Raw genomic sequence first — 26,977 nt, forward strand, 5'->3', positions numbered from 1 at the left:
GAGTGCCGCCAGCCGGCCGCGGCGCCGGCCGAGTCGGCGCGCCTCCACCCAGGCGACCGCGAGGGGCGCGGGCAGCAGCGGCCAGGGCCGCGACCGCAGCCGCCGGGCGCGCCAGTGGTTGTCCTCGGCGATCCATGTGAGCAGCGCCGGCTCCAGCGTGACGATCGCGCCCGCCGCCTGCCCCGTCCGCGCCGAGGAGGCGATCACCGTCCGGGCGGGGAAGTCCGCCAACGCCCGCCAGGCCCGTACGGCGAGGCCGGTCGCGGCGAGGAAGGCGGCCGCGGCCGCGGCGACCACCGCGCCCGCCGGGACGCGGGGGAGCGCGATGAGCAGCGAGCGCAGGGGCGGCACCGCGCCGCTGGAGGCCGCGAGCCCGGCCACGATCGCGAGGGCCCCGAGCACGGCGAGCGCGACGCCCAGCCAGTCCGACTCCGGGCCCGAACGCTGCGCCAGTACGGCCAGGGCGGCCCCGCCGACGCACGCGGCGACGCCGGCGACCACGGCGCCCGTCAACCGGAGCGCGGCGAGGTCCGGCACTCCGAGCACGGCCAGGGCGGCGACGCCGAGCACCGCTCCGGCGACGGCCGACACGACCAGCAGCCGCAACGCGGCCGGCCGCAGCACGGCGCGCCGGGCCAGCGGCGACGGCACCAGCCAGGCGGCGTCCGGCGGGGAGACCGCGATCGGTCCCGCGAAGCGCGCCAGGGCCATCAGCCCGGCGTACGCGAGGACGACGAGGGTGAGCCCGGCGCCGATCGCGACCGGATCCGCGGCGGCGACCGGGGCCAGCAGGCCGTCCCACACCTGCGACATCTGCTGGGCGGCGATGGCACCCAGCAGGACGACGGCGAACACCAGCGTGTAGCGGTCCTGCCAGGTGCGTGCGCGCCTGCCCCGAGGGGCGCGGATGATCTCCCGGGCGGCGGCGACGGCGTTCATCGCACGGCTCCGGTGGCCAGCAGGCCGGAGGACAGGACGGTGTGCCGCGCGCCGGTGGCCTCGATGAGGCCGGGATCGTGGGTGACCATGACGACGGTGCCCCCGCCCCGGGCGTACTCGATCAGCATCGCGGCCAGCCGTGCGCGGAAGGCGGAGTCGAGCCCCTGCTCGGGCTCGTCCAGCAGGAGCAGCCGGCTGGGCCGCACCAGCGCGGTGGCCAGGCACAGCCGCTGCCGCTGGCCGTTGGAGAGGTTGAGCGGGACGGCGTCGGCGCGTTCGGTGAGGCCGCAGCGGTCGAGGACCTCGTCGACGTCGGGCAGGGCGCCGTCCGCCGGTGTGTGGGTGACCCTGACCAGCTCGACGTGCTCGCGCACGGTCAGCCCCGGGTACCACGCCGGTTCGGCGGCGACCAGGGCGACGGAGCGCCAGAACTCCGCGTCGTCCGCGGGCGGCGAGCCGAAGACGGCGACCTTCCCGGACGTGGGCGGCCGCAGACCGGCCAGGCAGCGCACGAGGGTGGACTTGCCCGTCCCGTTCTCGCCCGCCACCGCGACGATCTCGGTCTCGTACACCATGAGGTCGACTCCACGGAGGACGGGATTGGCCCCCAGCTCGACGTGAAGGTCCTGGACATCGATGATCGGCTCACGCACTCCCCGAGCCTAGTCAAGACGCGGCGGTCCGGAGCGCCCGTCGTCAGCGTGCCCGGAACGTCTGGCGATACGCGAGCGGGGCGACGCCGACCGCCGCGTGCAGGTGCTGGCGCAGCGACACGGAGGTGCCGAACCCGGCCTGCCTGGCGATCTCGTCCACCGAGAGGTCGGTGGTCTCCAGCAGGTGCCTGGCCTGCTCCACCCGGCGTCCGGTCAGCCAGCGGGACGGGCTGAGCCCCGTCTCCTCCCGGAACCTGCGGGTGAACGTGCGCACGCTCATCCTGGCGTGCGCGGCCAGCTCGGCCAGGTCGACCGGCTCGTGCAGCCGTTCCAGCATCCAGGCCCGGGTCGGAGCCGTGCCGGCGCCGCCGGGAGCCGGCAGCGGGCGTTCGATGTACTGCGCCTGGCCGCCCTCTCTGAACGGCGGTGTCACGCATCTGCGGGCCGCCCGGTTGGCCACCTCGCTCCCGTGGTCACGGCGCACCACGTGCAGGCAGAGGTCGATCCCGGAGGCGACCCCCGCGGACGTGAGAATGTCGCCGTCGTCGATGAACAGCACGTCGGGGTCGAGCCGTACCAGCGGGAAGAGCCGCCGGAAGCGGCGGGCGTTGCGCCAGTGCGTGGTCGCCGGACGCCCGTCGAGCAGGCCGGCCGCGGCGAGGACGAACGCTCCGGTGCAGATCGACACCAGCCGGGACCGTCCCGCCGCCGCCCGGAGCGCGGAGCGCAGCCCGTCGTCGATCGTGCCGTCGGTGAGCGCGGACCCGCCGTGGACGCCGGGGACGATGACGGTGTCGGCCGTCTCCAGCACGTCGAGGTCGTGGTCGGGCAGCACGCGGTATCCGGCGGAGCCGCGTACGGGCGCCCCGCCCGGCGAGCAGGTCGTGATCTCGTAGAAGCTCTGTCCCGTCGGGTCCTCCGCCACGAGGAAGACCTGCCCGGGGACGCCGAGGTCGAGGGGCGCGAAGTCGTCGAGGGCGACGATCACGATGCGATGCCGTCGCTCCGCCGGGTCGTCGTCCTTGGTCCGGTTCGGAGGTGTCGCGCCGTACATGGCCCGATTCTTTCATATATTGGCTTTCAGGCCACTCGTGATCGGACATTTCGCCACACCATGATGTCCGGGTGACGTTCAGAGGATTGGGGAGCAGGCGCCCGCACCGCGCCTGGATCGTGGCGGCCGTCGCCCTCGTCGCCATCATCGGCGCGGCGGGTTTCCGGGCGACGCCGGGGGTGTTCATCACGCCGCTCCAGGAGGAGTTCGGCTGGACCAGGGGCACGATCGGGCTCGCCGTATCGGTGAACCTGATGCTCTTCGGCCTCACCGCGCCGTTCGCGGCCGCCCTGATGGACCGGTTCGGCATGCGCTCGGTCGTGTCCGCAGCCCTCACCCTCGTGGCGGCCGGCAGCGGCGTCACCGTGTTCATGACCGCGAGCTGGCAGCTCGTGTTGTGCTGGGGCGTGCTCGTCGGGCTCGGCACCGGCTCCATGGCCCTCGTGTTCGTCGCCACCGTGACCGACCGCTGGTTCGTACGGCACCGCGGGCTGGTCACCGGCGTGCTCACGGCGGGCGGGGCCACCGGCCAGCTCGTCTTCCTGCCCGTGCTGGCGCACCTGGTCGAGATGTCGGGCTGGCGGGCGGCGGCGCTGGCCGTGGCCGCGTGCGCGCTGGCGGTGGTGCCGCTGGTGTGGTTCCTGCTTCGGGACACCCCGGAAGAGGTCGGCCTGCGGCCGTACGGCGCCGCGCCCGACGCGCCGCCGCGGGTGCGCCCGGCAGGGGGAGGCGCGGCGGCCCGCGCGCTGCGGGTGTTGCGCGACGCCGCCCGCACCCGGTCGTTCTGGTACCTCGCCGGAGGCTTCGCCATCTGCGGGGCGAGCACGAACGGCCTGGTCGGCACGCATTTCATCCCGGCCGCGCACGACCACGGGATGCCCGAGACCACGGCGGCCGGGCTGCTCGCGGCCGTGGGCGTCTTCGACGTCGTGGGGACCGTGCTCTCCGGCTGGCTGAGCGACCGGATCGACGCCCGGCTCCTGCTGGTGGTGTACTACGCGCTGCGCGGGTTGTCCCTGCTGGTCCTGCCGGGGCTGTTCGCGGCGACGGCGCAGCCGAGCATGCTGGTGTTCATCATCTTCTACGGCCTGGACTGGGTGGCGACCGTGCCGCCCACGGTCGCGCTGTGCCGCAGGATCTTCGGCGCGGACGGCGCGATCGTGTTCGGCTGGGTGTTCGCCTCCCACCAGGTCGGCGCCGCGTTCGCCGCGACCCTCGCAGGGGTGACGCGCGACCACCTCGGGAACTACGACCTCGCCTGGTACGGCGCGGGCGTGTTGTGCCTGGCCGCCGCGCTGATGTCCGCGCGGATCGCCCGCCGGGTGAGCGAGACGCGCCGGGCTGGGATCCTGGTCGGATGAACCAGTGGGTCCTCCCCCTCGTTGTCCGGATCGAACGCGCCGCTCCCCCTGAGCGCACCGACGCGCTCGAAGCGGCGGCGCACGCCGTGCTGAGCCTGCTCGACCAGGACGAATGGGCCGAGCCGATCGCCCAGTGGGAGCGCATCGGCATCAGGAAGGTGGTACGCCGGGCACGCGGCGCGGAGTGGCGCCGCGTCCTCGCCCTGCCCGGCTTCACGGTCGAGGCGCGTACGGCGGAGGTGCGTGTCCATCCGCCGGTGCCGCTCGACGACTGGCCGAGAGATCTCCAGCGGCTCCAGGTGTCCGGCACCGATCTGACCGATTCTCGCGTTCCGGACAGCCCGGATCGGGCGGGGGCGATCCTCTGGGTGAACCCCCATCTGGAGATGAGCGCGGGCAAGGCGATGGCGCAGGCGGGACACGGCGCCCAGCTCGCCTGGTGGGGCAGTGACGAGCGGGCCAGGGAGGAATGGCGCGGCAAGGGACTGGGCGCGGCGGTGCGCACCGCGTCCCCCGAGCTGTGGGCGTCGCTGGTGGACAGCGGTCTCCCGGTGGTGCGGGACGCCGGCTTCACGGAGATCGAGCCGGGCTCGGTCACGGTCGTCGCGGACGCGCCCTGGCTGCGGCTGGGCGGCTTCCGCCCGGAGGGCTGGGGGCCGCTGCGCGCCACATAATCCTCGTTCCCGAAGTGTGATGGGGATCGCGCCCGAAATACCGCGATATGCCGTACGCTCCCGATCGTGTCACCTGGGGACAATGGGACGAAAGCGGTTCCGACATACGTGGCGGCCGAGGCGGAGACGTCGCCGCTGCCGAAGATCGTGGTCCCCCCGCCCTCGCCGCCCTCCGGTTCGGGCAAGGGGGTGGGCGACCTGCCGATGCGCACCGTCTACCGACTGCTCGCGGTGGCGGCGGCCGCCGTCGTGGCGGCGGGCGTCGGAGGGTTCCTCGTGCTGAACGGCGGCGACGACACCGCGCCCGCGGCCGCTCCCGCCAGAACGGCGGCGGCTCCCAGCCTCCCCGCCGTGAACGGCACCGCGGCAGTCCCGGAGACGAGCCCGTCGGCGGGCTCGCCCGCGGCCTCGCCCCTCGCGTCTCCCCAGGGGTCCTCGGCGACCACCCCCGCGACCGCGGCTCCTTCACCCGGAACCGTGGCCGTCACGGCGGTCATGCAGGCCGCGCTGTCCGATCCGCGGGTCCCCGAGCTGCCCGAACAGGACCGCCGCCTCGGCCGGCTGTACGGCCGGGCCGCACCGGTGCGGGGCGCGTTGAAGGACGACCGGTCGGGAGTCGCCTTCCCGCGCTTCGCCAAGACGTGGAAGTTGGCCTCGGCGAACCCCTTCGCCAGCCGCCAGGTGCTGCCCAAGATCAAGGGCACGGCCTTCCGCGGCCTCCTGGTGTCCTGCCCGGTGCCGATCCCGGTGCAGGCGAACGTCCGGGACACCGCCTTCCTGGCCGCCCGGTGGACGCTGAACCACCATCCGTCCGGGGCCACGATCGCCTGGACGGCGTCGCAGCCCATCGCGGTCGGCGAGCGGGACGGCTGGCTGCTCGGCTACACCGTGAACTACACGATCAAGGGCAAGAAGCGTAAGGCCATGGCGGCCCTGGCCCTGGTCGACGTGCCCAGGGACAAGCCCGCGTTGGTGTTCATGACCATCCCCGACACCCAGAGGAAGCACTGGCGCGACATTAATACCGTTATGTCGCGAATTCGCATGCTTTAAAGGGCGATCCTCCGGGGGATGATTACGGCCATCCGAAACGGGGGGATCGATATGTCGAATCTGATCGCCGTCGCGTACGACGACGTCACCACCGCGAACACCGTGCGGGACAAGCTCTTCGAACTGCAGAAGCAGAAGCTGATCACTCTCGCCGACGCGGCGGTCGCGGAGCGGACCAAGGACGGCAAGATCAAGCTGCACCAGTCCACCAGCACGACCGGCGTCGGCGCCATGGGAGGCGCGCTCTGGGGCGGCCTGATCGGGCTCATCTTCTTCATGCCGCTCATCGGCATGGCCGTGGGCGCGGCGACGGGCGCGGCGGCCGGGGCGATGACCGACGTCGGCGTGGACGACAAGTTCATGAAGCAGGTCGGCGAGGAACTGAAGCCCGGCTCCGCCGCCCTGTTCGTGCTCGTCACCCAGAGCACCCCGGACAAGGTCATCCCGCAGATCTCGCCCTACGGCGGCAAGATCATCCACACCTCTCTGTCCAACCAGGCCGAGGAGAACCTGCGCCAGGCGCTCGCCGGCGCCCACCACTGAGTCTCCTCGGATCGGGCGTTCAGCGCTCGGCGAGCACGATCACCGCGTCGCCGGGCGCGAACGCGACCGGGCGGTCCTTGTCCGGGTTCAGCACGACGCCGTACCTGGGCGGCTCGTTGACCGCGGAGGCGAGCCGGTAGCCGATCGCCGTCTCGCCGCGCCGCCGGGCCGACTCGATCACGGTCGCGAACCTGACCGGCTCCCCGGGGGTCACGTAGTCCTCCGCCGGACGCGGATAGAGCTCCGACCCCTTGGAGTCGAAGAGATAGCCGAACACGTCGGCCAGACGCGGGTTCTCCGCGAGCTGCGCGACGAGGAGGCCGATGACCGTGTCGCTGATCACGATGTCGTCGGCCCGCGCGACCTCGGCGAGCGCGCGGTTGTTCTCGTCGTGCATCTCGCTGACGATCGAGTACCGCTCCCCGAGCGTGGACTGGATGTCGCGCAACTGGAGCAACGTCATCAGGGTGCGCGTGTCCGCGTGACGGGGGTCGTACCTGTCGTCGGAGAGCACGATCACGTGCTGGTAGAGCCCGGCGCCCAGCGACTCCAGCGCGTACCTGTCGGTGATGTCGCACTCCTTGGCGTTCACGGTGAGCCTGGCCAGGCCGGTGAGGCCGCTTCCCGCGTCCGGGTGGTCGCTGGCGACGTCGATCGTCGACCCCTCGGGGACGTAGCCGTCGAGATAGCGCACGATCTGGGGCGCCCTGCCGTTCCAGCCGAGCAGCAGTGTCCGCTCCGGGCCGGGCCGCTCGTGCGCGACGGCGGCGACGCGGTCCTCCTCCACCGGGGCCGCGGCGTCGCCGAGGCGGATCAGCGAGTCGTCGTCGGCGATCAGGATGACCTCGTCGCCCGCTCCGATCACCGTGTTCGCCGGCGGGTTGAGCACCACCTTCCCCGCCGAGCGCAGCCCGATGACGGTCGCCGTCCGGTACGCGCCGAGCGCCTCGCCGTACGTCAGGCCGGCGAGGGACGGCTCGGGCCGCAGGTAGACCTCCCCGCCGTCGAAGTCGAGCAGGTCCATGCAGACGACCGACATGCCCGACTGCCGGGACGACTGGACGATGAGCCGGGACGCGGTGTCGTCGGAGTCGACCAGGTGGACGCGGGGGCCGCCCGCGAGGCGCGCCGCCGCCATGTTCCGCGACGAGGTGAGGGCGGCCACGACGGGGGAGTGGTCGCCCTCGCGCTTCGCCAGCGCGAGCAGGGTCTTGATGACCTGGGCGTCCGGGTCGTCGCCCTGCGGCGAGAGCACCACGACGCTCCTGGCCGTCTCCAGGCTCATCAGGTCGAGGTCCGCCGGTTCGGTCGGGCGGCCGGTGCGGCAGACCAGCCGGGTCCGTCCGGTGTCGCCCACCTTGATCCTGATCGCCTCCTCCATGCCCGGCTTGTCATGGTCAGCCAGGATGGCGATGACCGACCCGCGCTGGCTGGCGTGCGCCTTCACCAGTTCGCCCACGATCGTGAAGACCTGCTCCGACCAGCCGAGGATCACCGTGTGGCCGCTCTCGATGATGCGCGACCGCCCCTTGCGCAGCTCCTCGATCTTGCCCTTGAGCCCGTTGGACAACACGCCGACCAGCGTGCTCACGATGAAGATGCCGCCGAGCGAGGCGACGAGCATCAGGGCGAGGAAGGGCGCGGTCCCCGAGTCGCTGGCGATCTTGCCGGGGCTGAGGGCGCGGACCAGCGTCATCCACAACACCCCCGGCAGTCCGGCGTGCTCGAACACCTCGTCCGGCGTGAGCCACAGGGTCAGGCCGGAGACGGTGAGGATCAGCCCGAGCGACGCGAGTCCCAGCCAGCCGATGAGCGCCACCGTGCCCTTCGCCATCGTGCCGTCGAACCAGTAGCGCAGCCGTTCCCGGATCGTCGCCCTCGCCACCGAAATCTCCCGAAAGTCCCTCAATGAGCGGATCAATGATCGGAAAAGGTACCGGTCTCGGCGGCCCCGGCATACACGAACGCGACACTAGACTCGGGTCCCGTGACCGAACTCGTCCTCGCCTCCGCCTCCCCGGCCCGACTCGGCGTCCTGCGTGCCGCCGGGCTCGATCCCAAAGTGATCGTCAGCGGTGTGGACGAGGAGGCCGTCACGGCCGAGACCCCCGCCGCGCTCTGCCTGGCCCTCGCGCAGGCCAAGGCCGACGTCGTCGCGGCCTCTCTCGACGAGGGCCTCGTCGTCGGTTGCGACTCCGTCCTCGAGCTCGACGGTGTCGCGTACGGCAAGCCCTCCTCGCCGGAGGACGCCGTGTCGCGCTGGAGGTCGATGCGGGGGAGGACCGGTCGCCTGCTCACCGGCCACTGCGTGATCGACGTGGCGTCGGGACGCAGGGCCGCCGACGTCGGCGTGACTGTCGTCCGGTTCGGCGCCCCCACCGACGAGGAGATCTCCGCCTACGTCGCCAGCGGAGAGCCGTTGAAGGTGGCGGGCGCGTTCACCCTCGACGGCCTCGGCGGCTGGTTCGTGGACGGCATCGACGGCGACCACGGCAACGTCCTCGGGATCTCCCTCCCGCTGCTCCGCCGCCTGCTCGCGGAGGTCGGCGTCCCCGTCACGAGCCTCTGGACGGAGGCGGGCTGACGCCGCGAGAGGCGTGAGCGAGATCGCGGCGCATGATCGGAGGCGCTAGCCTGCCGGACATGAACGACATCGTACGGCCGGCCCGGCGAGAGGCCGGAGGTCTCCTGACGGGCGTCGGCTGTGCCTTCAGGGGGCTCGGATGGGTCGCGCGGCATCCCCGCTGGTGGCTCTTCGGCCTCATCCCCGCGCTGATCGCGTTCGTTCTGTACGCCTTCGCCCTGGTGTGGCTCGGAACGCACGCCGGTGGCCTCGCCGAGTGGGCGACCCCGTTCGCGGACGACTGGGGCTGGCGGGACGCCTTCCGCACCCTCGTCGGCATCCTGATCTTCGTGGCCGGCCTCGCGCTCGCGGTCCTCACCTACGCGGCGGTGACCCTCGCCATCGGCGAGCCGTTCTACGAGAAGTTGTCGGAGAAGGTCGAGGAGGATCTCGGCGGACTTCCCGACGCCGTCGAAATGCCCTTCTGGCGGTCGCTGGGACGGTCGATCCGCGACAGCATCGTCACCCTCTACTACGTGCTGCTGTTCACGATCCCGCTGTTCGTGCTCGGCTTCGTGCCGGTCATCGGCCAGACGGTGGTGCCCGTCCTCGGCGCGATCGTCTCCGGCTTCTTCCTGAGCGTGGAGCTGACCGCCCTGCCGCTCGAACGGCGCGGCATCGCGCGCAAGGAGCGGTTCGCCCTGCTGCGCGGCGACAAGGGGGCGACTCTCGGCTTCGGCGTGCTCCTCTTCCTGGCCTTCATGGTGCCCCTCGTCGCGGTCGTGCTGATGCCGGCGGCGGTGGCGGGCGCCGCGATCCTGGTGCGCGAGCGGCTGCTCCCTCCGCCCGCCGCCTGACGAACCTGCGCGAGCGGCTGCTCCCTCCGCCCGCCGCCTGACGAACCTCCGCGCCGCGGAACCGGTTCTCCGGCACGCCGCGGCGTCGTCGGCGCTGGTGCGGCTGGGAGCGGTTCTCGCGCGGCCCGTCGCCCGCGGTCGTCGCAAGCGGTCGTGGTTGTGGCCGTGGCCCGTCGCCCGCGGTTGTCGTCCGCAGTTCTTCCACAGGGGGACCGATATCCCCAGAACGTGGTTCGGGCCGGTCGGCGAGGGCGCGCGTCGGCGACGCTCTCGGTCCATGACCTCCATCTCGACGCTCGTGCTCGCCAGCCCCGCCGACATCCTCGCGGCCGTGCCGTACCTGCTCGGTTTCCACCCGCGGGACAGCCTCGTCGTGGCGGTCTTCTCCGGCGGCGTGCTGCGGGTGACCACGCGGTGGGACCTGCCGATCGAGCCGGATGCCCTCGATCCGCTGACCGCGCTGCTGCGGCGCGAGCCCGTCACCACGGCCGTCCTCGCCGGGTACGGCCCGGCCGCCCTCGTGACCCCCGCGATCGACGCGGCCTCCCGGTTGCTCCGTGAGGCCGGCATCGAGATCGTCGAGGCGCTGCGCGCCGACGCCGGGCGCTACTGGTCCTATGTCTGCGCCCAGGCGGACTGCTGCCCGCCCGAGGGAACGCCGTACGATCCGGTGTCCGGCCGCGTCGCCGCCGAGGCCGTCCTGCACGGTCTGGTCGCGCTGCCCGATCGGCGCAGTCTCGCCTGCTCCGTCGAGCCGTACGGCGGGCTCGTCCGGGTGGCGATGGGGCAGGCCACCCGCAGGGTCACCGCCGAGACGCGCACGCTGCTGACAGCGGCGGACCGCCCCGACGAGGCCGCCGCCGCGTTCGTTTCGTCAGGGCTGGCCCGGGTCCGGGCGGCGATCGACCGTTACGACTCCGGCGGACGCCTCACCGACGAGGAGGCCGCGCGGCTCGGCCTCGACCTGATGGTCGTCCGCGTCCGGGACGAGGCGTGGGCGCTGATCGACCACGGGGACGCCCATGTCGCCCTGTGGCGGGATCTCACCCGGCGTCTGGAGCCGCGCTTCGTGGCCCCGGCGGCCTCCCTGCTCGCTGCGGCGACGTGGCACGGCGGGGACTGCGCGCTCGCCGGCCTGGCGCTGGAGCGGGCGCTGGCCGCGGACCCGGCGTACTCGATGGCGAACCTGCTGTGCCAGGCGCTGCGGCATCTGCTGCCGCCCGATGCGATGCGTCAGCGCATGCCGACGCCGGACGAGTTGGACGCGCAGATGGGCCCGCCGAGGATGAGCTGGCTGGTGCCGTTGCTCGCCCGGCTCGGTGACGAACCGTCCCTGCTGGCCGGATGACCCCCGCCCGCTGTTCCAACCGCTCCGGCGGTGCGGCCCGCCGCACGTGCCGGAACCGGCAGGTCGGCTGGGCTCAGCCGGGACGCGGCCGTCCTCGCGTTCCTCATCACGACTCGGCCTGACGACGTTCCTGCTCGCGGCGGCGCTCGTTGTAGGCACGCATCCGGGCGGGATAACCGGTGAGCTGCACGTCGTACACAGGGAGCGCGAGATCGCGGGCGACCCTGCCGATGACGGCCGGCGACCCGACCCGGCGGCGGGTCCATTCGCCGTCGTGCGCCACGGCGACGGCCGTGGTGTCGGTCGCGAACGTCTCCGGTTCCACGTAGAACTCGACGCCCCGCCGCGACCGGGCGAACGCGATCAGGGCCTCGATGTCCTCATCCGTGGCTTCCCGGTCGAATTTGGCGACGCGGTGTCCGCGTAGTCGCCTGATGCCGTAACGATCTCGCCATCTCATACCCCTTATATACAGTTCCCGACCGTCATTTCGGCGGCCTACCGGAATGTCGGCGAGGGCTCTTCTTCGTATCGGTAGCGAGGGCGGCGCATAGCCGTTTCAGGCCGATCCCCGGGACCCGAACGCGGGGGCGACAGAGGATCGGAAGGCCGGGGATCGGGGGTTATCGGGGGAGACGTAGGGGAGATCCCCGATGGACCGCGCCGGAGGCGCCGTCGAGGATGGAGGGTGAGATGCCCTGCCGCCCGGGCGGCGAGGCAGACTCGAAGGAAAGGCAGGCAGGTCGTGTCCGTCCCGTGCCAACGGCGTCGGGGACGGGCGCGACATCGACGGAGGTAGGGCATTCATGCCGGCGGCAGCGACACCATCCTGGTCCGGGCGCACGCCAATCCATCCCGACCTGAGGGTCACGAACCACGACCGTGACCAGGTGGTCGAGCACGTCAAGGCCGCCTATGCCGAGGGCCGGCTGGAGAAGTTCGAGATGGACGAGCGGCTGCACCAGGCGATGACCGCTCGCACGCACGCCGACCTGATCCCGATCATGGACGACCTGTACGGCTCCCGCGCCGCCGCGTACGTGCCGCCCGCCCCGCCGCCCGGCCGGCATCCGCGCGCCGCCGGCTACGCCCCGAGGGCGGGGTACGGCGACGCAGGGCCCGCCGACGGAGGCGACCGGGTCGGCGGCGCCGCGGCCCACCTGCTGACGCTGTGCGGCCTGTTCGTGGTCGGCCCGCTGATCATGCTGCTGACGGCGGGCCGCACGTCGCCGTTCATCAGGAGGCACGCGGTCGAGTCGCTGAACTTCCACCTCACGGTGCTGGGGGCGACGATGCTGCTGCCCTTCACCGTGATCGGGGTGGTGCTCATCCCGTTCCTGTGGGTCCTGGGCTTCGTGCTCGCCGTCGTCGGCGGGGTATCGGCCGTCGCCGGGGGCGACTTCCGCTACCCCCTGACGGTCCGCCTCGTGAAGTGACGCCCGGCCGCCGGATGGGGGAGTGCCGGACGTCGAGGACCGGATCCTTCCCGCCCTCCTGGGAGCGGCCGACGTCCTGTCCTGCCTCGCGGCCGTCGTGTTCCTGTGGAAACGCCATCGCGCCGCCCGAGCGGAGGCGGGTCAGGGCATGAGGGCGTTGAGCGTGGCCACCGTGTCGGCCTCCTCGGGGCGCTTGTCCGGCCGGTAGCGCAGCACACGCGCGAAGCGCAGGGCCATCCCGCCCGGATAGCGGGTCGAACGTTGCACCCCGTCGAAGGCGATCTCCACCACCAGCTCGGGCTTGACCTTGACCACCCAGCCGTCGGCCGGCCCCTCCGCCAGGCGGAGGAACTGCTCCGTCTGCCAGGTGAGCAGCTCATCGGTGAGTCCCTTGAAGGTCTTGCCCAGCATGACGAAACCGCCGGTCTCCGGGTCGAGCGCGCCCAGGTGCAGGTTGGAGAGCCAGCCCTCGCGCCGCCCGCTGCCCCACTCGGCCGCCAGCACGACCAGGTCGAGGGTGTGCCGGGGTTTCACCTTCACCCACCCGGCTCCGCGCCTGCCCGCCGCGTACGGCGTCTGGAGGGACTTGACCACCACGCCCTCGTGGCCGTGCCGTACGGCGTCGGCGAAGAACGCCTCGCCCGCCTCCGCGTCGGCCGTGACCAGGCGCGGCGTGAGGAGCCCGGCGGGTACGGCGGTGGCCAGCGCCGCGTGCCGCTCCTCGGCGGGCAGGTCGAGCAGGTCGGCGCCCCCCAGCCGGAGGGCGTCGAAGAAGAACACGCTCAGCGGAACCGCGGCGCGGGCGGCCTCGACGTCGGTCCTGTTCGCGACCCGGCCGGAGGTGACCTGGAACGGCTCGGGCCGCCCGTCGGGACGCAGGGCGATGACCTCGCCGTCGAGCACGAGGTCGCGGTCCGGCAGCAGGAGCAGCGCCTCGACCAGCTCCGGGACCTGGGCGGTGATCTCCTCCAAGGTGCGGGTGAAGACGCCGACCCGGTCGCCGGAGCGGTGGGCCTGGACGCGTACGCCGTCGAGTTTCCACTCGAGAGCCGCCGGGACGCCGACCTTCTCCAGCGCGGCGGTCACCGACGGCGCGCTCTGCGCGAGCATGGGGGAGACCGGCCGCCCGACCTCCAGGTGGAACGCCCGCAGTTCCTCGACCCCGCCGCGTAGCGCGGCGGCGCCCACGGCGGGCAGCCAGCCGCGCAGCGTCAGCGCCCGTCTGATCTCGGTGGCCGGGACGCCCGCGGCCTTGGCGAGGGCCTCGATCATCACGCCGTCGAGCGCGCCCTGGCGCAGCTCGCCGCGGATCAGCCGCCTCAGGAAGGACTGCTCCTGGCGGGTCGCGGCGCTGAAGAGGTCGTCGATGAGCGCCTTGCGCGCCGACTGCGACCCGGGACCGGACTGCGCCTTGATGCGTTCGAAGAAGGAGTCGACCTGGGTGAGGGTGGCGGTGGCGATCTGGCGCGGCTCGGGGGCCTCGCTGAGGGTGCGCGGGCCGACGCCGATCTGGCGCTGCGGGATCTCGCCGGACAGGTAGGAGATCGCGATCTCGGCTTCGCCGGGCCCCACCCTGGCGAGCAGCTCGGCCAGGTGGGTGATCTTGGCCAGCCGCGACGAGTCCGCCGCCACCGCCGCCGACGTCCGGGCAAGGTCGATCAGCAACACATCGTCATCCTGCCTTACGGCGCCTCCCTTTGCCCATCCCGGGGGGCCGGTGGGTCAGCTGTAGTGGCGCAGCTCAGGCCACAGGGCGGCCCACGACGTCACCGGGTCGCGGCAGACGGTGACGGGCACGCCCTGCTCCTCTCCGGCCGTGCCGTCGATGGACGCGACCTGGTCGCAGCGGGCGAACCGCCCGGTCAGGAAGGACGACGGGGCGCCCACCACGACCGCGACGCGGGCCGTCTCGCGCGGCGGCCCCCACCAGTAGAGCTCGTTGTGCGGGCTGTGCACCGGGGGCAGGCCGTACTCTCCGGACCACCGGTCGAGCGCGCCGGCCTCGCCATAGTTGGCGGCGAGCAGCACGGCGCGCGCCCGGTCCTCCGCCGGAAGCGCGCGTACGACGGCGGCCACCTGGGTGGCGAAGCCCGGCCAGCCGACCGACTCGCGGGCGACCTCGTTCGCCACCGCGACCGGGGTGCCGCGCAGGGACTCGGCCGGGACGGCCGGCAGGGCGAAGACGATGTTGGAGACCGCGCCCAGGACGACCGCGGCCGTGACGAGGGTGCGCCGCCGGGCCCGTCCGGCGACCCATTCCACCGTGGGCGCGCACCCGGCGGTGAAGAACAGCAGGAGCAGCCCCGCCACGTAGTCCGGACGCCCTCCCGCGTAGAGCACGACAGCGCAGCACAGCGGGTACGCGATCGCGAGCGACCGGGTCACGCGATCGCGCCAGAGCCGGATCGGCCACAGGGCCATGATCCGCGCGAGGGGTCCGCTCGGGAACCCCCGAGGGCATGGGCCTTCACGGCGCGCGTGAAGGCCCCGCCCGGTCGATCAGCTCACGCCGAGCAGGTCGACCACGAAGATCAGCGTCTCGCCCGGCCTGATGGCGTTGCCGGCGCCGCGGTCGCCGTACCCGAGGTGCGCCGGGATGGTGAGCCGGCGACGACCGCCGACCTTCATCCCGACGACGCCCCGGTCCCACCCGGCGATGACCCGGCCGCCGCCCAGCGGGAACTGGAAGGGCGTGCCGCGGTTCCACGACGCGTCGAACTCCTCGCCGGTCGAGAACGCGACGCCGACGTAGTGCACGCTCACGGTGTGTCCGGGCTTGGCCTCCGGGCCGTCCCCTTCGACGAGATCGACGATCTCCAGGTCCGCGGGCGGTGCGCCCTCGGGGAAGTCGATCTCGGGCTTTTCCAGTGCCACCTGGCTCTCCTTGTCGTGTCGCGTCACTCGGGGCCGGGGCCCGATGCCCTGGCCAACCGGATGACTCTACCGGGCGCCGCCCCGCCGTCCGGGGCGCATGGACAGATCGGCGTCACCAGCTCTGGTGCAGCGGCATGCCCTCCGTGTAGCCGGACGAGCTCTGCACGCCGACGACGGCGCGCTCGTGGAACTCCTCCAGGTTGGTGGCGCCCGCGTACGTGCACGAGGAGCGCAGCCCGGCCACGATCGCGTCGATCTGGTCCTCGACGCTCGGCCGCACCGGGTCGAGATACATCCTCGAGGTGGAGATTCCCTCCTCGAACAGCGCCTTGCGCGCCCGCTCGAACGGCGAGTCCTCCGCCGTGCGCAGCCGTACGGCGCGGGCGGAGGCCATGCCGAAGTTCTCCTTGTACTTGCGGCCGTCGGCGGTGGTCCGCGTGTCACCGGGCGACTCGTACGTCCCGGCGAACCAGGAGCCGATCATGACGTTGGACGCGCCGGCGGCGAGGGCGAGCGCCACGTCGCGCGGGTGCCGCACACCTCCGTCGGCCCACACGTGGCGGCCGAGCCTGCGCGCCTCGGCGGAGCAGTCCAGTACGGCGGAGAACTGGGGGCGCCCGACGCCGGTCATCATCCGGGTGGTGCACATCGCGCCCGGTCCGACGCCGACCTTGACGATGTCGGCGCCCGCGTCGACGAGGTCGCGCACGCCCTCGGCGGTCACGACGTTGCCGGCGGCGACGGGGACGCCGGGATCGAGCTGCCGCACGGCGCGCAGCGCGGAGATCATCTTCTCCTGGTGGCCGTGCGCGGTGTCCACCACGAGCACGTCGACGCCCGCGTCGAGCAGTTCCTTGGCCCGCGCGGCGACGTCGCCGTTGACGCCGACCGCGGCCGCGACGCGCAGCCGTCCGGAGGCGTCAAGCGCCGGCTCGTACAGGGTGGCGCGCAGGGCGCCGGTGCGGGTCAGGACGCCGACCAGGCGGCCCTCGCCGTCCACGATGGGGGCGAGCCGGTGCCGGCGCTCGTGCAGGGCGTCGAACGCGACCTTGGGGTCGGTGCCGCGGGGCAGCGTCTGCGGCGACGGCGTCATGACCTGCGAGAGCTGGGTGAACATGTCCACGCCGTGGCAGTCGGCCTCGGTGACCACGCCGACCGGGCGGTTGTCCCAGTCGACGACGATGACGGCGCCGTGCGCGCGTTTGGGCAGCAGGTTCAGGGCCTCACCGACGGTGTCGTGCGGGGTGAGGGTGATCGGCGTGTCGTGGACGAGGTCGCGCTCCTTCACCCAAGCGATCACGTCGGCGACCACGTCGAACGGGATGTCCTGCGGGATCACGGTGATGCCGCCGCGTCTGGCCACGGTCTCCGCCATGCGGCGGCCCGCCACGGCGGTCATGTTGGCCACGACGATAGGGATGGTGGTGCCTGTGCCGTCGTTGACCGAGAGGTCGACGGCCAGCCGGGACCCGACCGAGGAGCGGGAAGGGACCATGAAGACGTCGCTGTACGTGAGATCGTAGGGCGGCGTCACATCGTTGAGGAATCGCACGTCTGCCCAGCTTATGCGGTCACCGGACAAAGTTGGCATTCCCGCCGGTCCGATGGCGTGCGCCGGCGATCCGCTTCGTAGGATCCATGGTGGCGAGGGAACCATTGGGGAGGAAATGTGATCATCGTGGACCGGCCGGAGGTGCTCGTCGTCGGCCATGCCGTACGGACGACCAACGCGGCGGAGGCGGACCCCGCCGGCGCGCTGCTCCCGGCGCTCTGGGCCCGCGCGGGAGCGCCGGGGGCCTTCGCGCACGTGCCCGCACGGGTGGACGAGAACCTGTACGCCGTGCTGACGGACTACGAGAGCGACCACAACGGCGCCTACACCCAGGTCGTCGGCGTCGCCGTGCACACCGCGGCACGGCTGCCCGAGGGCATGGTCGCGGTACGCGCGCCCGGCGTGCCCGCCATGCGCCTGGAGGCGCGGGGGCCGATGCCGGACGCGCTCCTGGACGCCTGGCAGCAGGTCTGGAAGCACACCGAGGCCGGCGGCATCCCGCCCCGCGCGTTCACCACGGACGTGGAGATCCACCACCCGGCGGGCGTGGACCTCTACGTCGCCGTGCTGCCGTCCTTCGGCGACTCCTGACCCCACCGGGTCCCGGGCCGGGGGCGGGGGTCAGGCCAGCTTCCCGGCCTCGCGCAGCGCGCCCGCCGCGGCGTCGTCCAGTCCCCAGGCGCCGAGGTCGAGCAGGCGGGTGGCGGGGGCGAGCTCGCTCCGCCCGGCCCCCAGGAGCCGGGGCGCGGGCGCGGGGTGGGTGATCCCGTCCACCTCGACGAAGGCGCCGCGCGCCCGGTTGTGCGGGTGGGTCACGGCCTCGGCCATGGACAGCACCGGGGCCACGCACGCGTCCGACCCGTCGAAGACGGCCTCCCACTCGGCGCGGGTGCGGCTCCGGAAAGCGTCGGCGAGCCGCTCGCGGATCCGCGGCCAGTTGGCCCGGTCGTCCCGGTCCGGGAGGTCGGTGAGGCCCATCTTCGCCACCATCTCGGCCCAGAACTGCGGCTCAAGCGCGCCCACGGCCAGGAACCCGCCGTCCGCCGTCTCGTACGTGTCGTACATGGGGGCGCCGGTGTCCAGCAGGTTCGTCCCGCGCGGGCCCCAGTAGCCGGCCTGCACGGCGTGGTAGAACATCGCGAACAGCGTCGCCGCGCCGTCCACCATCGCGGCGTCGATCACCCGGCCCCGCCCGGTGCGCTCCCGCTCGAGAAGCGCGAGCAGGACGCCGTACGCGAGCATGAGACCGCCGCCCGCGAAGTCGCCCAGAATGTTGATCGGCGGAGTCGGCGCGTCCCCCTCCCGGCCGAGCATGGACAACACGCCCGACACGGCGATGTAGTCGATGTCGTGGCCCGCCCTCTGCGCCAGCGGGCCGTCCTGGCCCCAGCCGGTCATCCGGCCGTACACCAGCCGCTCGTTCACCGCGTGCAGGTCGGCGGGACCGATGCCGAGCCGTTCGGCCACGCCGGGCCGGAACACCTCGATGACCACGTCCGCGTTCGCGGCCAGCGTCTTGAACGCCTCGACGCCCTCGGGCGACTTCAGGTCGAGCCCGATCGTGCGCTTGCCCCGGTCCATCACGTCCCGGCGCGGCGCGTCGGTCACCGCCGCCACCCGGTCGACGCGCAGCACCTCCGCGCCGTGGTCGGCCAGCATCATCCCGGCGAACGGCCCCGGCGCGAGCCCGGCGAGCTCCAGCACGCGTATTCCGGCCAGCGGTCCCTTCCCGGGTTCGCTCATGGGAGCCTCCTCGGCGTCACGTCCATCACATCCGTACGGCCGCCAAGTAGAACAAGATTCGGTCCATCGGTGCAAGCCAGGGACGGGCCGGAGGGGTGCGGGACCCCCCTGCGGATCATCGATTCCGGAGCCCTGATAGTTTTCTCGGGCTTAACGTGTCCGGTCTGGTCTGGGATGGTTTCCAGGGATAGCGTTCCCTGAGGACGATCTCTACATTCCTGGGGGTGGTTGCATGCCAGAGCGCACGGCCAATATGACCGCCCACGACAAGGCGGTCGAGCAGATCAGGGAGTCCTACGCCGCGATTCCCGACGGCGCCGCGCCCCGGCTCGCCAAGGCCACCACGAATCTCTTCCGCTTCCGTGAGCCGGCCAAGACGGCCAAGCTCTCCGCGCGCGACCTGGACCAGGTCATCGACGTGGATCCGGCGAGCATGACGGCCGAGGTCCAGGGCATGACGACGTACGAGAACCTCGTCGACGCCACCCTGCCGCACGGTCTGATGCCGTACGTCGTGCCGCAGCTGAAGACGATCACACTGGGCGGCGCGGTCACCGGGCTCGGCATCGAGTCCAGCAGCTTCAGGGACGGCCTCCCGCACGAGTCGGTCGAAGAGCTGGAGATCCTGACCGGCGACGGCCGCATCGTCGTGGCCCGCCCGGAGGGCGAGCACGCGGACCTGTTCCGCGGCTTCCCGAACTCGTACGGCACGCTCGGCTACGCCCTGCGGATCCGGATCAAGCTGGCCCCGGTCAAGCCCTTCGTCCGGCTGACCCACGTGCGGTTCACCGACGCGGCCAAGTGCATGCTCGCCATGCAGGAGATCTGCCAGAGCGGCGAGTACGACGGCGAGCGGGCCGACTTCGTCGACGGCACCTACTTCGGGCCGGACGAGCTCTACGTCACGATCGGCACGTTCGCCGACAAGGCGCCGTACGTGTCCGACTACACCGGGATGCGCATCTACTACCAGTCGCTGCGCAGCCGTACCCGCGACTGGCTGACCGTCCGCGACTACCTGTGGCGCTGGGACACCGACTGGTTCTGGTGCTCGCGCGCGTTCGGGGTGCAGCAGCCGCTGGTGCGCTCCCTCCTGCCGCGCCGCTGGCTCCGCTCCGACGTCTACCGCCGCTTCGTCGGCCTCGACCAGAGGTACGGCGTGACCGCGCGGCTGGACCGCTGGCGGGGCAACCCGGTGCAGGAGTCGGTGATCCAGGACGTCGAGGTGCCGATCGAGCGGGGCGCCGAGTTCCTGGAGTTCTTCCAGGAGCGGGTCGGTATGACGCCCGTGTGGATGTGCCCGCTCAAGGCGACCCAGGAGTGGTCGCTCTACCCGCTGGAGCCGAACCGGCTCTACGTGAACTTCGGCTTCTGGGGAATGGTGCCGCTGCCCAGGGGCACGCACGACGGCCATCACAACCGTTTGATCGAGAACGCCGTGCACGAGCTTGAGGGGCACAAGTCCCTCTACTCCACCTCCTTCTACGAGCGGGAGGAGTTCTGGCGGCTGTACAACGGGGACGCCTACTGGCCGGTCAAACACTCCTACGACCCCGGCGGGCGCTTGCTCGACCTGTATGAGAAGTGTGTACGGGGAAGGTGATCAATGAAACTCGCCGAGATCTTCGAAAAGATCGTTGGCCCGAACGCGGATGTCCAGTTCATCGCCTATGACGGGAGCAAGGCGGGTCCCCCCACCGCCGACGTCCGCATCGAGGTGAAGTCGCCGATCGCGGTCGCGTACCTCGCGCAGGCCCCCGGCGAGCTGGGGCTGGCCCGGGCGTACGTCTCCGGTCACATCGATGTGCACGGCGACATGTACGAGCTGCTCAACCGGATGTGGACGCTCACGCTCAACGACATCCCGCTCAGCGAGAAGATCGCGGCGATGCGCGCCCTCGGCACCAAGCCGCTGCTGATGCGGGTGCCGCCGCCGCCGCAGGAGATGCGGCGCAGCACGCTGGCCCGGCTGGGCAGCAGGCACGCCAAGAAGCGCGACGCCGAGGCGATCCACCACCACTACGACGTCTCCAACCGGTTCTACGAGTGGGTGCTCGGCCCCTCCATGGCGTACACGTGCGCGGTCTTCCCGACGCAGGACGCCACGCTGGAGGAGGCGCAGTACACGAAGTTCGACCTGGTCGCCAAGAAGCTGGACCTCCAGCCGGGCATGCGGCTGCTCGACATCGGCTGCGGCTGGGGCGGCATGGTCATCCACGCCGCCCGCGAGTACGGCGTGAAGGCCCTCGGCGTCACGCTCTCGCGGCAGCAGGCCGAATGGGCGCAGAAGGCGATCGCCGAGGCGGGCCTGTCCGAGCTGGCCGAGGTCCGCTTCATGGACTACCGCGACGTCAAGGAGTCGGGCTTCGACCGGGTCAGCTCGATCGGCCTCACCGAGCACATCGGCAAGGACAACCTGCCGTCGTACTTCTCCTTCCTGTACGGCAAGCTCAAGCCGGGCGGGCGGCTGCTCAACCACTGCATCACCCGCCCGACGGGCAAGGAGAAGACCCTCAACAAGGGCGGTTTCATCAACCGCTACGTCTTCCCGGACGGCGAGCTGGAGTCGGTCGGCTACCTGATCCGCCAGATGGAGGACACCGGCTTCGAGATCCGGCACGAGGAGAACCTGCGCGAGCACTACGCGCTCACGCTGCGCAAGTGGTGCGCCAACCTCGACGCCAACTGGGACGACGCGGTCCGCGAGGTCGGCCGGGGCATCGCCAGGGTGTGGCGGCTGTACATGGCCGGCTGCGTGGTCGGGTTCGAGCGGAACAAGGTGCAGCTCCACCAGGTCCTCGGTGTCAAGCTCGACCGCGACGCGGGCTCCCACGTGGCGCTCCGCCCGTCTCTCGACTGGCCGTGATCCGGGCGGAGGGCCGTCCTGCTACGCCGTGACCGCTACCGCAGTTCGCGCTTGAGGATCTTGCCGGTGGCGGTCATGGGCAGGGCGTCGCGGAACTCGACGATCCGCGGGTACTTGTAGGCCGCCATCGTCTCGCGCGACCAGGCGACCAGCTCGTCCTCCGTGACCGCCACGCCCTCCTTGCGGATGACGTACGCCTTGATCTCCTCGCCGTGCGAGTCGTGCGGGACGCCGACGACCGCGGCGAGCGAGACCGCCGGGTGGGTCATCAGCACCTCCTCGATCTCGCGCGGGTAGACGTTGAAACCGCCGCGGATGATCATGTCCTTGGCGCGGTCGACGATGAAGTAGTAGCCGTCCTCGTCACGCCTGGCCACGTCGCCGGTGCGGAACCAGCCGTCGTTCATGACCTCGGCCGTCGCCTCGGGCCGGTTGTAGTAGCCCTTCATGACGTTGTGGCCGCGGACGGCGATCTCGCCCAGCTCGGGCTGGGTGTTCCACTCGGCGTCGACGAGCCTCATCTCCACGCCCCAGATGGGGGTGCCGATGGAACCCGGCTTCGCCGGGCGGCCCGCCTGGTTGAACGCCGCGACCGGCGAGGTCTCGGACAGGCCGTACCCTTCGAGCACGCCGACGCCGAAGGTCGCGGAGAAGTCCTTGAGCACCTCGACCGGGATCGCCGCGCCGCCGGAGACGGCGGTCACCAGGGTGGAGGGCACCTCGGCCGCGCCGGTACGGACGGCGGTCAGCATCGCCCAGTACATCGTGGGCACGCCGGCGAACATCGTGACCTTCTCCGCCGCCATCAGCTTGAGCGCGTCCACCGGGTCGAAACGGGGGACCAGCACCAGCGCGGCCCGCCGCCGGAACCCGGCGTTCATCATCGTGGTCTGGCCGAAGGAGTGGAACAGCGGCAGCGTGACGAGGTTGACGTCGTCGCCCTGCCGGGCGAACATCTCGTCGCTGACCATGGCGTTGAGCAGCATGTTCTGGTGGCTGAGCTCGGCGCCCTTGGGCTGGCCGGTGGTCCCGCTGGTGTAGAGGATGACGGCGGTGTCGTCCGGCGCGGTCTGCACGGTCTGGAACTCGCCGGACATCCCGTCGAGCGCGGCCCACAGGGTCTCGCCGTACTGGGACTCGGTGGCGAACGCCTGCGCGGGCAGCACGAAGAAGTGCTCGGCGCCGGACTCCTCGAAGCCCTTGAGGCCGCGCTCGCCGAGCGGGAGCTCCGGGGTGCCCTCGAAGCAGAAGAACGCCTTCGCGTCGGAGTCCTCGAGGTGGTAGGCGATCTCCCGCGACTGGAGGAGCACGTTCAGCGGGACGACGGTCGCGCCCGCCTTGAGCGCCCCGAAGTAGACGAAGGGGAAGTAGGGGAGGTTCGGGCAGGCCAGCGCCACCTTGTCGCCCTTGCCGACACCGCGCGAGACGAGCAGGTTCGCCACCTGGTTGGCGATGGTGTCGACGAGGGAGTAGGGCAGCCGCAGGTCCCCGAAGATCACGGCGGTTCTGTCCGGGGTCTCCCGGGCGCTGTCTTCGAGCACGACAGAAAGATTGAGCAACGCCGCTCCTCGGTTTCTGGGGGGTTACATACCGACCGGTTGGTAACACACCGTACTAGTAGATCGCCCGGAATGTCATGATCGCGGGAAGAACTGGCGTGGGTGGGAGGGCTGTGGCACCATCAAAAACCGAACGGCATTCCAGTCACTCGCAGGCCCGGGAGGCCCGCCCATGACGACTCAGCCCGTGGACCGCGCGCCGATCAGGTCGGCGGCCGACGTCGACCTGACCGACTGGGACTTCTGGGCCCGGCCCATGGAGGAGCGCGAGCACGCGTTCGCGCTGCTGCGCCGCCTCGAGAAGCCCGCGTTCTTCGCCGAGCCCGAGCTGTCGTTCGCGCCGGCCGGCCCCGGCTACCACGCCCTCGTCAGGCACGCCGACATCGTCGAGGCGAGCCGCAACCCCGAGATCTTCTGCTCCGGCGACGGCGGATCGACCAACATCGTCGACATGCCCGCCGAGTTCGTCGAGTACTTCGGCTCGATGATCAACATGGACGACCCCCGGCACGCCCGGCTGCGCCGGATCGTCTCGCGGGCGTTCACGCCGAGGATGATCAGGCAGTTCGAGGCCGACGTCGAGGCGGCGGCCGCGCGCATCGTCGACGACCTGCTGGAGAAGGGCTCCGGGTGCGACTTCGTCGCCGAGGTGGCCGCCCGCCTCCCCCTGAAGATCATCTGCGACATGATGGGCATCCCCGAGCGGGACTACGGGTTCGTCTTCGACCGGTCCAACATCATCCTGGGTGCCGGCGATCCCGAGTACGTCAGCGATCCCGAGGCCATCGCCACCGCGCTGCTCACCGCGGGGATGGAACTGCAGCAGCTCGTGCAGGACCTGGCCGCCCACCGCGCGGACAACCCGACGGACGACCTCACGTCGTCCCTCGTCAACGCCAACCTCGACGGCGAGCGGCTGACCGCCCAGGAGCTCGGCTCGTTCTTCATCCTGCTCGTCGTCGCCGGCAACGAGACCACCCGCAACGCCATCTCGCACGGCATGCGCCTGCTCACGCTCCACCCGGACCAGCGCGGGTTGTGGACGGAGGACTTCGCCGGGCGCACGGCGGGGGCGGTGGAGGAGATCGTGCGGCTCGCGTCGCCGGTCAACTACATGCGCCGCAAGGTCACCCGCGACCACGAGATGAACGGCGCGCTGTACCGCGCGGGCGAGAAGGTCGTCCTCTACTACTGGTCGGCGAACCGGGACGAGTCCGTCTTCACCGATCCGTTCCGCTTCGACATCCTCCGCGACCCCAACCCCCACCTGGGATTCGGCGGGCCGGGCCCCCACTTCTGCCTCGGCGCGCACCTGGCCCGGCGGGAGATCAGCGTCATGTTCCGCGAGCTGCTCACCCGGGTGCCGGGCATCGAGGCGGGCGAGCCGGAGATGCTCCTCTCCAGCTTCATCAACGGCACCAAGCACATGACCTGCACGTTCTGACCGGCCCTGCGGGCCGGCCACAGCGTGGCGGGCCGGCTAGCCGACCGGGCGGATCCGCTTGAAGACCGTGTTGATGTCGGGCAGCAGCTCGTCCTTCTGCTTCGGCACCTGCATGTAGACGATCGTCGGGACGTCGCCGCCCGCGTCGAGCGCGGCGACGACCGCGGTCGTCCGCTCGGAGCCCGTCTTCACCGTGTACGCGACGAGCTGGCCGGTCATGCCGCCGCGCGACACCCGCTGCCGGGCCGCCGGCGCGGCCTTGTTGCCCTTGTCGAAGAGCTTCTGCCGGGCCTGGAACATCACCGAGTTGATCACCGGGCCGAGGTCGCCCCCGGCGGTGTACTTCGCGGCGAGCGACTTGTCCAGCGGTCCGGTCATCACCTGGGCGAACTGCGGCTTGCCCTCGGGCGTCGTCCCGGCGGCCACGTACTGCCGGGTGGCGAAGCCGTACGTGTCCTGGATGTGCTGGGCGCGCTGGTCGAGCTGCCAGGGGCCGCCGAGCTTGGGAAGCGTGATCCGCCCCGCGGAGTCGGTGACCGTGCCCGAGACCGGGGACGCCGTGCCCTCGTACGTCGGCAGGGCGGGGAGCGACTGCGGCTTGGCCGCGGCGGGCGCGGAGTTCTTGGCGGACGGCTTGGCCGACGGCGTCACGTCGTCGGCGCCGTCGTCCGAGCTCAGCGGGCCGGAGACGAACGCCCACACCAGCGCGGCGATCAGCGCGACGATCACCGACCCGATGAGGGCGAACAGCCAGATCGGACGGCCACCCTCGTCGTCGTAGTAACCGTCGTCGGGGTCGCGCTCACCCTCGGGGCCGAAGACCGTGTTCCACAACTCCTCCTGGCGGTGCGCGGGAGGCGTCTTCGGTCCGCTGATCTGGCCGGCCGTGACGAACGGGCGGTACGGGTCGTCCTGGCGCCCCATGCCCTCCTGGGGCCGGTCGTGCGGCCCGCCGGGGCCGGGGAAGCCGGGCTGGGCGCCCCCGTGCTGACCGGGGGCCTGCTGACCGGGAGGCCCGCCCGCCTGCGGGTACGCGCCGCCGGGCGCGGGCATCGACATCGTCGAGTCCGGGTTGGCCGGGGCGGGCATCGACATGGTGGCGTCCGGGGCGGGCGCCGACGGGGTGGGCAGCGACATCGTGGCGTCGCCGAAGGCGGGGCGGTCGGTGCCCAGCGGGTCCGGTCGTCCGGGAGAGCCCTGGCCCAGAGGGTCGGCGCGCAGGGGGTCGGGCCGCAGCGGGTCCGACGCGCGAGGGTCCATGCCGAGCGGGTCGATCCGGTCCTGGCGCGACGAGCCGGGCCGCGCCGGATCCGGCCGCATGCCCAGCGGGTCGTCGCGCAGCGGATCGGCCCGCAGAGGATCGGAACGCATGCCGTCGGTGCGGGTGGAGTCCGCCGACGGCTCGGGCCACACCGAGCCCTGCCGCGCGCTCTCGGCGCGGGACGGCTCGCCCCAGACGGAGTCCTGGCGGGCGGGCTCGGGCCAGACCGAGTCCTGGCGGACCGGCTCCGGCCGCCCCGGCTCCGGCCACACGCTCTCCTGGCGCGCGGGTTCCCTGCGGGGCGGCTCCTGCCGGGGCGGCTCGCCCCAGACGGAGTCCTGGCGCGCCGGTTCGGGCCACACCGAGTCCTGGCGCGGCGGTTCCGGGCGCACGCCGAGCGGGTCGCTTCCGTACGAGGCCGGAGGCGGCGGCAGGAAGGGGTTGGGGCCGGTCGCGTGCTGCGACGACTGCGGCATGCCGTACGGGTCGTCCGCGCGGGAGTCTCCGTAGGAGGGCGGGGGCGGGAACGCGGTCCGCTCGTCCCCACCATGGGACGGGCCCCGTGAGGGGCCCGGTGCCGGTTGTTGTCCCGTGTGTCGCGGCGGCTGGTCGCCGCCCTGGTCCGCCGCCTCGAACGACCGCGCGGACGGCGTGAACGAGGAGGCCGCTGGGACCTCGGGCCAGGCCGGCGGGACCTCCGGCCACGCCGGGGTCCGCTGCGGCTCGCTGTGCTCCGAGGGCATGGTACCTCCCGAGATCATGCCCGAATTGGGTGCGCCTGGCATGATCTCATGCGAACCTGGCGACGCCGTATGGAAACCGGAGAATGCTCCGCGGAACTGCTCGCCCGTGGGGTCGGTCGGCGGGTCCTGCATCGGAAGGTCCGTCTGCGGGAAATCCGGGCCCGATCCCGGCTGGACTGAGTTCACCACGCGAAAAGATTAAACTAACGCGACATATGTGTTCACAGCGGATCTATCACCATCATGTATCGCCTGTCCAGATGGCAAGCCCGTCCGGTAGATCCTGAAGCGACGCTCTTGCCGTCTGCGCTACCCTTGGTATATGCGCGCCGCGACCCTGCTTGCCCGGCCGCATCGCCAGGGCTGATTTCCCTCGATGCGGCTGCCCCTCGTGCGATGCGGGGGGCTTTGTTGTGAGCGGGCGCCCTCACCGTGCCTTTAAGGAAAGCATCCC

24 protein-coding genes are annotated in these 26,977 nt (G+C 71.9%); 12 read left to right on the forward strand and 12 right to left on the reverse strand.

The window, feature by feature from the left end:
• The 3 genes from AWQ70_RS33685 to AWQ70_RS33695 all read right to left on the reverse strand — a co-directional run.
• A partial coding sequence (locus AWQ70_RS33685) for a DUF6297 family protein (RefSeq protein WP_245647276.1) occupies nucleotides 1-939 on the reverse strand: 939 nt, incomplete at its 3' end.
• On the reverse strand, nucleotides 936-1,592 hold the full coding sequence (locus AWQ70_RS33690) for an ABC transporter ATP-binding protein (RefSeq protein ID WP_067185602.1): 657 nt from the start codon (nucleotides 1,590-1,592) through the stop codon (nucleotides 936-938). The genes AWQ70_RS33690 and AWQ70_RS33685, both read right to left, overlap by 4 nt.
• 43 nt (nucleotides 1,593-1,635) lie before the next feature.
• Nucleotides 1,636-2,646 carry a GlxA family transcriptional regulator gene (locus AWQ70_RS33695; protein WP_067185604.1) on the reverse strand — a complete coding sequence of 337 codons (1,011 nt, stop codon included), beginning with the start codon at nucleotides 2,644-2,646 and terminating at the stop codon, nucleotides 1,636-1,638.
• A gap of 71 nt (nucleotides 2,647-2,717) precedes the next feature.
• Here AWQ70_RS33695 and AWQ70_RS33700 point away from each other — a divergent pair, with 71 nt between their 5' ends.
• The 4 genes from AWQ70_RS33700 to AWQ70_RS33715 all read left to right on the forward strand — a co-directional run bounded on the left by AWQ70_RS33700 (nucleotide 2,718) and on the right by AWQ70_RS33715 (nucleotide 6,277).
• Nucleotides 2,718-4,007 (forward strand): MFS transporter, encoded by a 1,290-nt coding sequence (locus tag AWQ70_RS33700; protein WP_245647277.1) that lies wholly within the window; start codon nucleotides 2,718-2,720, stop codon nucleotides 4,005-4,007.
• Complete coding sequence (locus tag AWQ70_RS33705) at nucleotides 4,004-4,681, forward strand: peptidyl-tRNA hydrolase (RefSeq protein WP_084518102.1); 678 nt, start codon at nucleotides 4,004-4,006, stop codon at nucleotides 4,679-4,681. The genes AWQ70_RS33700 and AWQ70_RS33705 overlap by 4 nt, the downstream gene beginning before the upstream one ends.
• Nucleotides 4,682-4,789: 108 nt before the next feature.
• The gene (locus AWQ70_RS33710) at nucleotides 4,790-5,734 is read left to right on the forward strand and encodes a hypothetical protein (protein ID WP_067185611.1); all 945 of its coding nucleotides are present in this window, start codon (nucleotides 4,790-4,792) and stop codon (nucleotides 5,732-5,734) included.
• A gap of 51 nt (nucleotides 5,735-5,785) precedes the next feature.
• The gene (locus AWQ70_RS33715) at nucleotides 5,786-6,277 is read left to right on the forward strand and encodes a DUF1269 domain-containing protein (RefSeq protein WP_067185617.1); all 492 of its coding nucleotides are present in this window, start codon (nucleotides 5,786-5,788) and stop codon (nucleotides 6,275-6,277) included.
• Nucleotides 6,278-6,296: 19 nt separating this feature from the next.
• Here the strand turns inward: AWQ70_RS33715 and AWQ70_RS33720 are convergent, their stop codons facing one another.
• Nucleotides 6,297-8,162: a CASTOR/POLLUX-related putative ion channel gene (locus AWQ70_RS33720; RefSeq protein WP_067185619.1), complete on the reverse strand. Its 1,866-nt coding sequence runs from the start codon at nucleotides 8,160-8,162 to the stop codon at nucleotides 6,297-6,299.
• A gap of 102 nt (nucleotides 8,163-8,264) precedes the next feature.
• Between AWQ70_RS33720 and AWQ70_RS33725 the strand changes: the two genes are divergently transcribed.
• The 3 genes from AWQ70_RS33725 (at nucleotide 8,265) to AWQ70_RS33735 (ending at nucleotide 11,045) form a co-directional block, all read left to right on the forward strand.
• A complete protein-coding gene (locus AWQ70_RS33725; protein ID WP_067185622.1) occupies nucleotides 8,265-8,861 on the forward strand; it encodes a Maf family protein in 597 nt (198 codons plus the stop codon).
• 59 nt (nucleotides 8,862-8,920) lie between these two features.
• Nucleotides 8,921-9,697, forward strand: coding sequence for an EI24 domain-containing protein (locus AWQ70_RS33730; protein WP_067185624.1), 777 nt, complete (start codon nucleotides 8,921-8,923; stop codon nucleotides 9,695-9,697).
• 277 nt (nucleotides 9,698-9,974) lie between these two features.
• On the forward strand, nucleotides 9,975-11,045 hold the full coding sequence (locus tag AWQ70_RS33735) for a DUF4192 domain-containing protein (RefSeq protein ID WP_067185626.1): 1,071 nt from the start codon (nucleotides 9,975-9,977) through the stop codon (nucleotides 11,043-11,045).
• Between the two features lie 106 nt (nucleotides 11,046-11,151).
• Here the strand turns inward: AWQ70_RS33735 and AWQ70_RS33740 are convergent, their stop codons facing one another.
• Nucleotides 11,152-11,505, reverse strand: coding sequence for a hypothetical protein (locus AWQ70_RS33740; protein ID WP_067185628.1), 354 nt, complete (start codon nucleotides 11,503-11,505; stop codon nucleotides 11,152-11,154).
• A 430-nt stretch (nucleotides 11,506-11,935) separates the two neighbouring features.
• Here AWQ70_RS33740 and AWQ70_RS33745 point away from each other — a divergent pair, with 430 nt between their 5' ends.
• Nucleotides 11,936-12,481, forward strand: a complete 546-nt coding sequence (locus AWQ70_RS33745; RefSeq protein WP_245647278.1) for a DUF1707 and DUF4870 domain-containing protein — start codon at nucleotides 11,936-11,938, stop codon at nucleotides 12,479-12,481.
• 141 nt (nucleotides 12,482-12,622) lie between these two features.
• Here AWQ70_RS33745 and AWQ70_RS33750 read toward each other — a convergent pair whose 3' ends face one another.
• The 4 genes from AWQ70_RS33750 to AWQ70_RS33765 all read right to left on the reverse strand — a co-directional run bounded on the left by AWQ70_RS33750 (nucleotide 12,623) and on the right by AWQ70_RS33765 (nucleotide 16,907).
• Nucleotides 12,623-14,149, reverse strand: coding sequence for an ATP-dependent DNA ligase (locus AWQ70_RS33750; protein ID WP_067185634.1), 1,527 nt, complete (start codon nucleotides 14,147-14,149; stop codon nucleotides 12,623-12,625).
• Between the two features lie 54 nt (nucleotides 14,150-14,203).
• Nucleotides 14,204-14,902 carry a hypothetical protein gene (locus tag AWQ70_RS33755; RefSeq protein ID WP_067185636.1) on the reverse strand — a complete coding sequence of 233 codons (699 nt, stop codon included), beginning with the start codon at nucleotides 14,900-14,902 and terminating at the stop codon, nucleotides 14,204-14,206.
• Nucleotides 14,903-14,980: 78 nt separating this feature from the next.
• Nucleotides 14,981-15,355, reverse strand: a complete 375-nt coding sequence (locus AWQ70_RS33760; RefSeq protein WP_067185639.1) for an FKBP-type peptidyl-prolyl cis-trans isomerase — start codon at nucleotides 15,353-15,355, stop codon at nucleotides 14,981-14,983.
• A gap of 112 nt (nucleotides 15,356-15,467) precedes the next feature.
• Nucleotides 15,468-16,907 carry a GuaB1 family IMP dehydrogenase-related protein gene (locus AWQ70_RS33765; RefSeq protein WP_067185641.1) on the reverse strand — a complete coding sequence of 480 codons (1,440 nt, stop codon included), beginning with the start codon at nucleotides 16,905-16,907 and terminating at the stop codon, nucleotides 15,468-15,470.
• Between the two features lie 117 nt (nucleotides 16,908-17,024).
• On the opposite strand from AWQ70_RS33765, the gene AWQ70_RS33770 reads away from it, so the two are divergent.
• Entirely contained in the window at nucleotides 17,025-17,498 is a 474-nt protein-coding gene (locus tag AWQ70_RS33770; protein ID WP_067185643.1) for a GyrI-like domain-containing protein, read from the forward strand.
• A gap of 30 nt (nucleotides 17,499-17,528) precedes the next feature.
• Here the strand turns inward: AWQ70_RS33770 and AWQ70_RS33775 are convergent, their stop codons facing one another.
• Nucleotides 17,529-18,650 carry a CaiB/BaiF CoA transferase family protein gene (locus AWQ70_RS33775; RefSeq protein WP_067185646.1) on the reverse strand — a complete coding sequence of 374 codons (1,122 nt, stop codon included), beginning with the start codon at nucleotides 18,648-18,650 and terminating at the stop codon, nucleotides 17,529-17,531.
• A gap of 232 nt (nucleotides 18,651-18,882) precedes the next feature.
• Between AWQ70_RS33775 and AWQ70_RS33780 the strand changes: the two genes are divergently transcribed.
• Nucleotides 18,883-20,253, forward strand: a complete 1,371-nt coding sequence (locus AWQ70_RS33780) for an FAD-binding oxidoreductase (protein WP_067185649.1) — start codon at nucleotides 18,883-18,885, stop codon at nucleotides 20,251-20,253.
• Between the two features lie 3 nt (nucleotides 20,254-20,256).
• A complete protein-coding gene (locus AWQ70_RS33785; protein WP_067185651.1) occupies nucleotides 20,257-21,516 on the forward strand; it encodes a class I SAM-dependent methyltransferase in 1,260 nt (419 codons plus the stop codon).
• Between the two features lie 35 nt (nucleotides 21,517-21,551).
• Here the strand turns inward: AWQ70_RS33785 and AWQ70_RS33790 are convergent, their stop codons facing one another.
• Nucleotides 21,552-23,075: a long-chain-fatty-acid--CoA ligase gene (locus tag AWQ70_RS33790; RefSeq protein WP_067185653.1), complete on the reverse strand. Its 1,524-nt coding sequence runs from the start codon at nucleotides 23,073-23,075 to the stop codon at nucleotides 21,552-21,554.
• 172 nt (nucleotides 23,076-23,247) lie between these two features.
• Here AWQ70_RS33790 and AWQ70_RS33795 point away from each other — a divergent pair, with 172 nt between their 5' ends.
• Nucleotides 23,248-24,519 carry a cytochrome P450 gene (locus tag AWQ70_RS33795; protein ID WP_067185655.1) on the forward strand — a complete coding sequence of 424 codons (1,272 nt, stop codon included), beginning with the start codon at nucleotides 23,248-23,250 and terminating at the stop codon, nucleotides 24,517-24,519.
• A gap of 36 nt (nucleotides 24,520-24,555) precedes the next feature.
• On the opposite strand, the gene AWQ70_RS33800 is transcribed toward AWQ70_RS33795, so the two are convergent.
• Nucleotides 24,556-26,523: a hypothetical protein gene (locus AWQ70_RS33800; protein ID WP_157530790.1), complete on the reverse strand. Its 1,968-nt coding sequence runs from the start codon at nucleotides 26,521-26,523 to the stop codon at nucleotides 24,556-24,558.
• Nucleotides 26,524-26,977: the final 454 nt, after the last annotated feature.

The organism is Microtetraspora niveoalba, from assembly GCF_001570405.1.
GTDB classification, from domain to species: domain Bacteria; phylum Actinomycetota; class Actinomycetes; order Streptosporangiales; family Streptosporangiaceae; genus Microtetraspora; species Microtetraspora niveoalba.

What these genes read in the sequence shown, in the direction of transcription:
- AWQ70_RS33695 (WP_067185604.1), bottom strand. Translation starts at nt 2,646, where the DNA reads ATGTACGGCGCGACACCTCCGAACCGGACCAAGGACGACGACCCGGCG.
- AWQ70_RS33705 (WP_084518102.1), top strand. Translation starts at nt 4,004, where the DNA reads ATGAACCAGTGGGTCCTCCCCCTCGTTGTCCGGATCGAACGCGCCGCT.
- AWQ70_RS33715 (WP_067185617.1), top strand. Translation starts at nt 5,786, where the DNA reads ATGTCGAATCTGATCGCCGTCGCGTACGACGACGTCACCACCGCGAAC.
- AWQ70_RS33730 (WP_067185624.1), top strand. Translation starts at nt 8,921, where the DNA reads ATGAACGACATCGTACGGCCGGCCCGGCGAGAGGCCGGAGGTCTCCTG.
- AWQ70_RS33735 (WP_067185626.1), top strand. Translation starts at nt 9,975, where the DNA reads ATGACCTCCATCTCGACGCTCGTGCTCGCCAGCCCCGCCGACATCCTC.
- AWQ70_RS33740 (WP_067185628.1), bottom strand. Translation starts at nt 11,505, where the DNA reads ATGAGATGGCGAGATCGTTACGGCATCAGGCGACTACGCGGACACCGC.
- AWQ70_RS33755 (WP_067185636.1), bottom strand. Translation starts at nt 14,902, where the DNA reads ATGGCCCTGTGGCCGATCCGGCTCTGGCGCGATCGCGTGACCCGGTCG.
- AWQ70_RS33775 (WP_067185646.1), bottom strand. Translation starts at nt 18,650, where the DNA reads ATGAGCGAACCCGGGAAGGGACCGCTGGCCGGAATACGCGTGCTGGAG.
- AWQ70_RS33780 (WP_067185649.1), top strand. Translation starts at nt 18,883, where the DNA reads ATGCCAGAGCGCACGGCCAATATGACCGCCCACGACAAGGCGGTCGAG.
- AWQ70_RS33785 (WP_067185651.1), top strand. Translation starts at nt 20,257, where the DNA reads ATGAAACTCGCCGAGATCTTCGAAAAGATCGTTGGCCCGAACGCGGAT.
- AWQ70_RS33795 (WP_067185655.1), top strand. Translation starts at nt 23,248, where the DNA reads ATGACGACTCAGCCCGTGGACCGCGCGCCGATCAGGTCGGCGGCCGAC.
- AWQ70_RS33800 (WP_157530790.1), bottom strand. Translation starts at nt 26,523, where the DNA reads ATGCCCTCGGAGCACAGCGAGCCGCAGCGGACCCCGGCGTGGCCGGAG.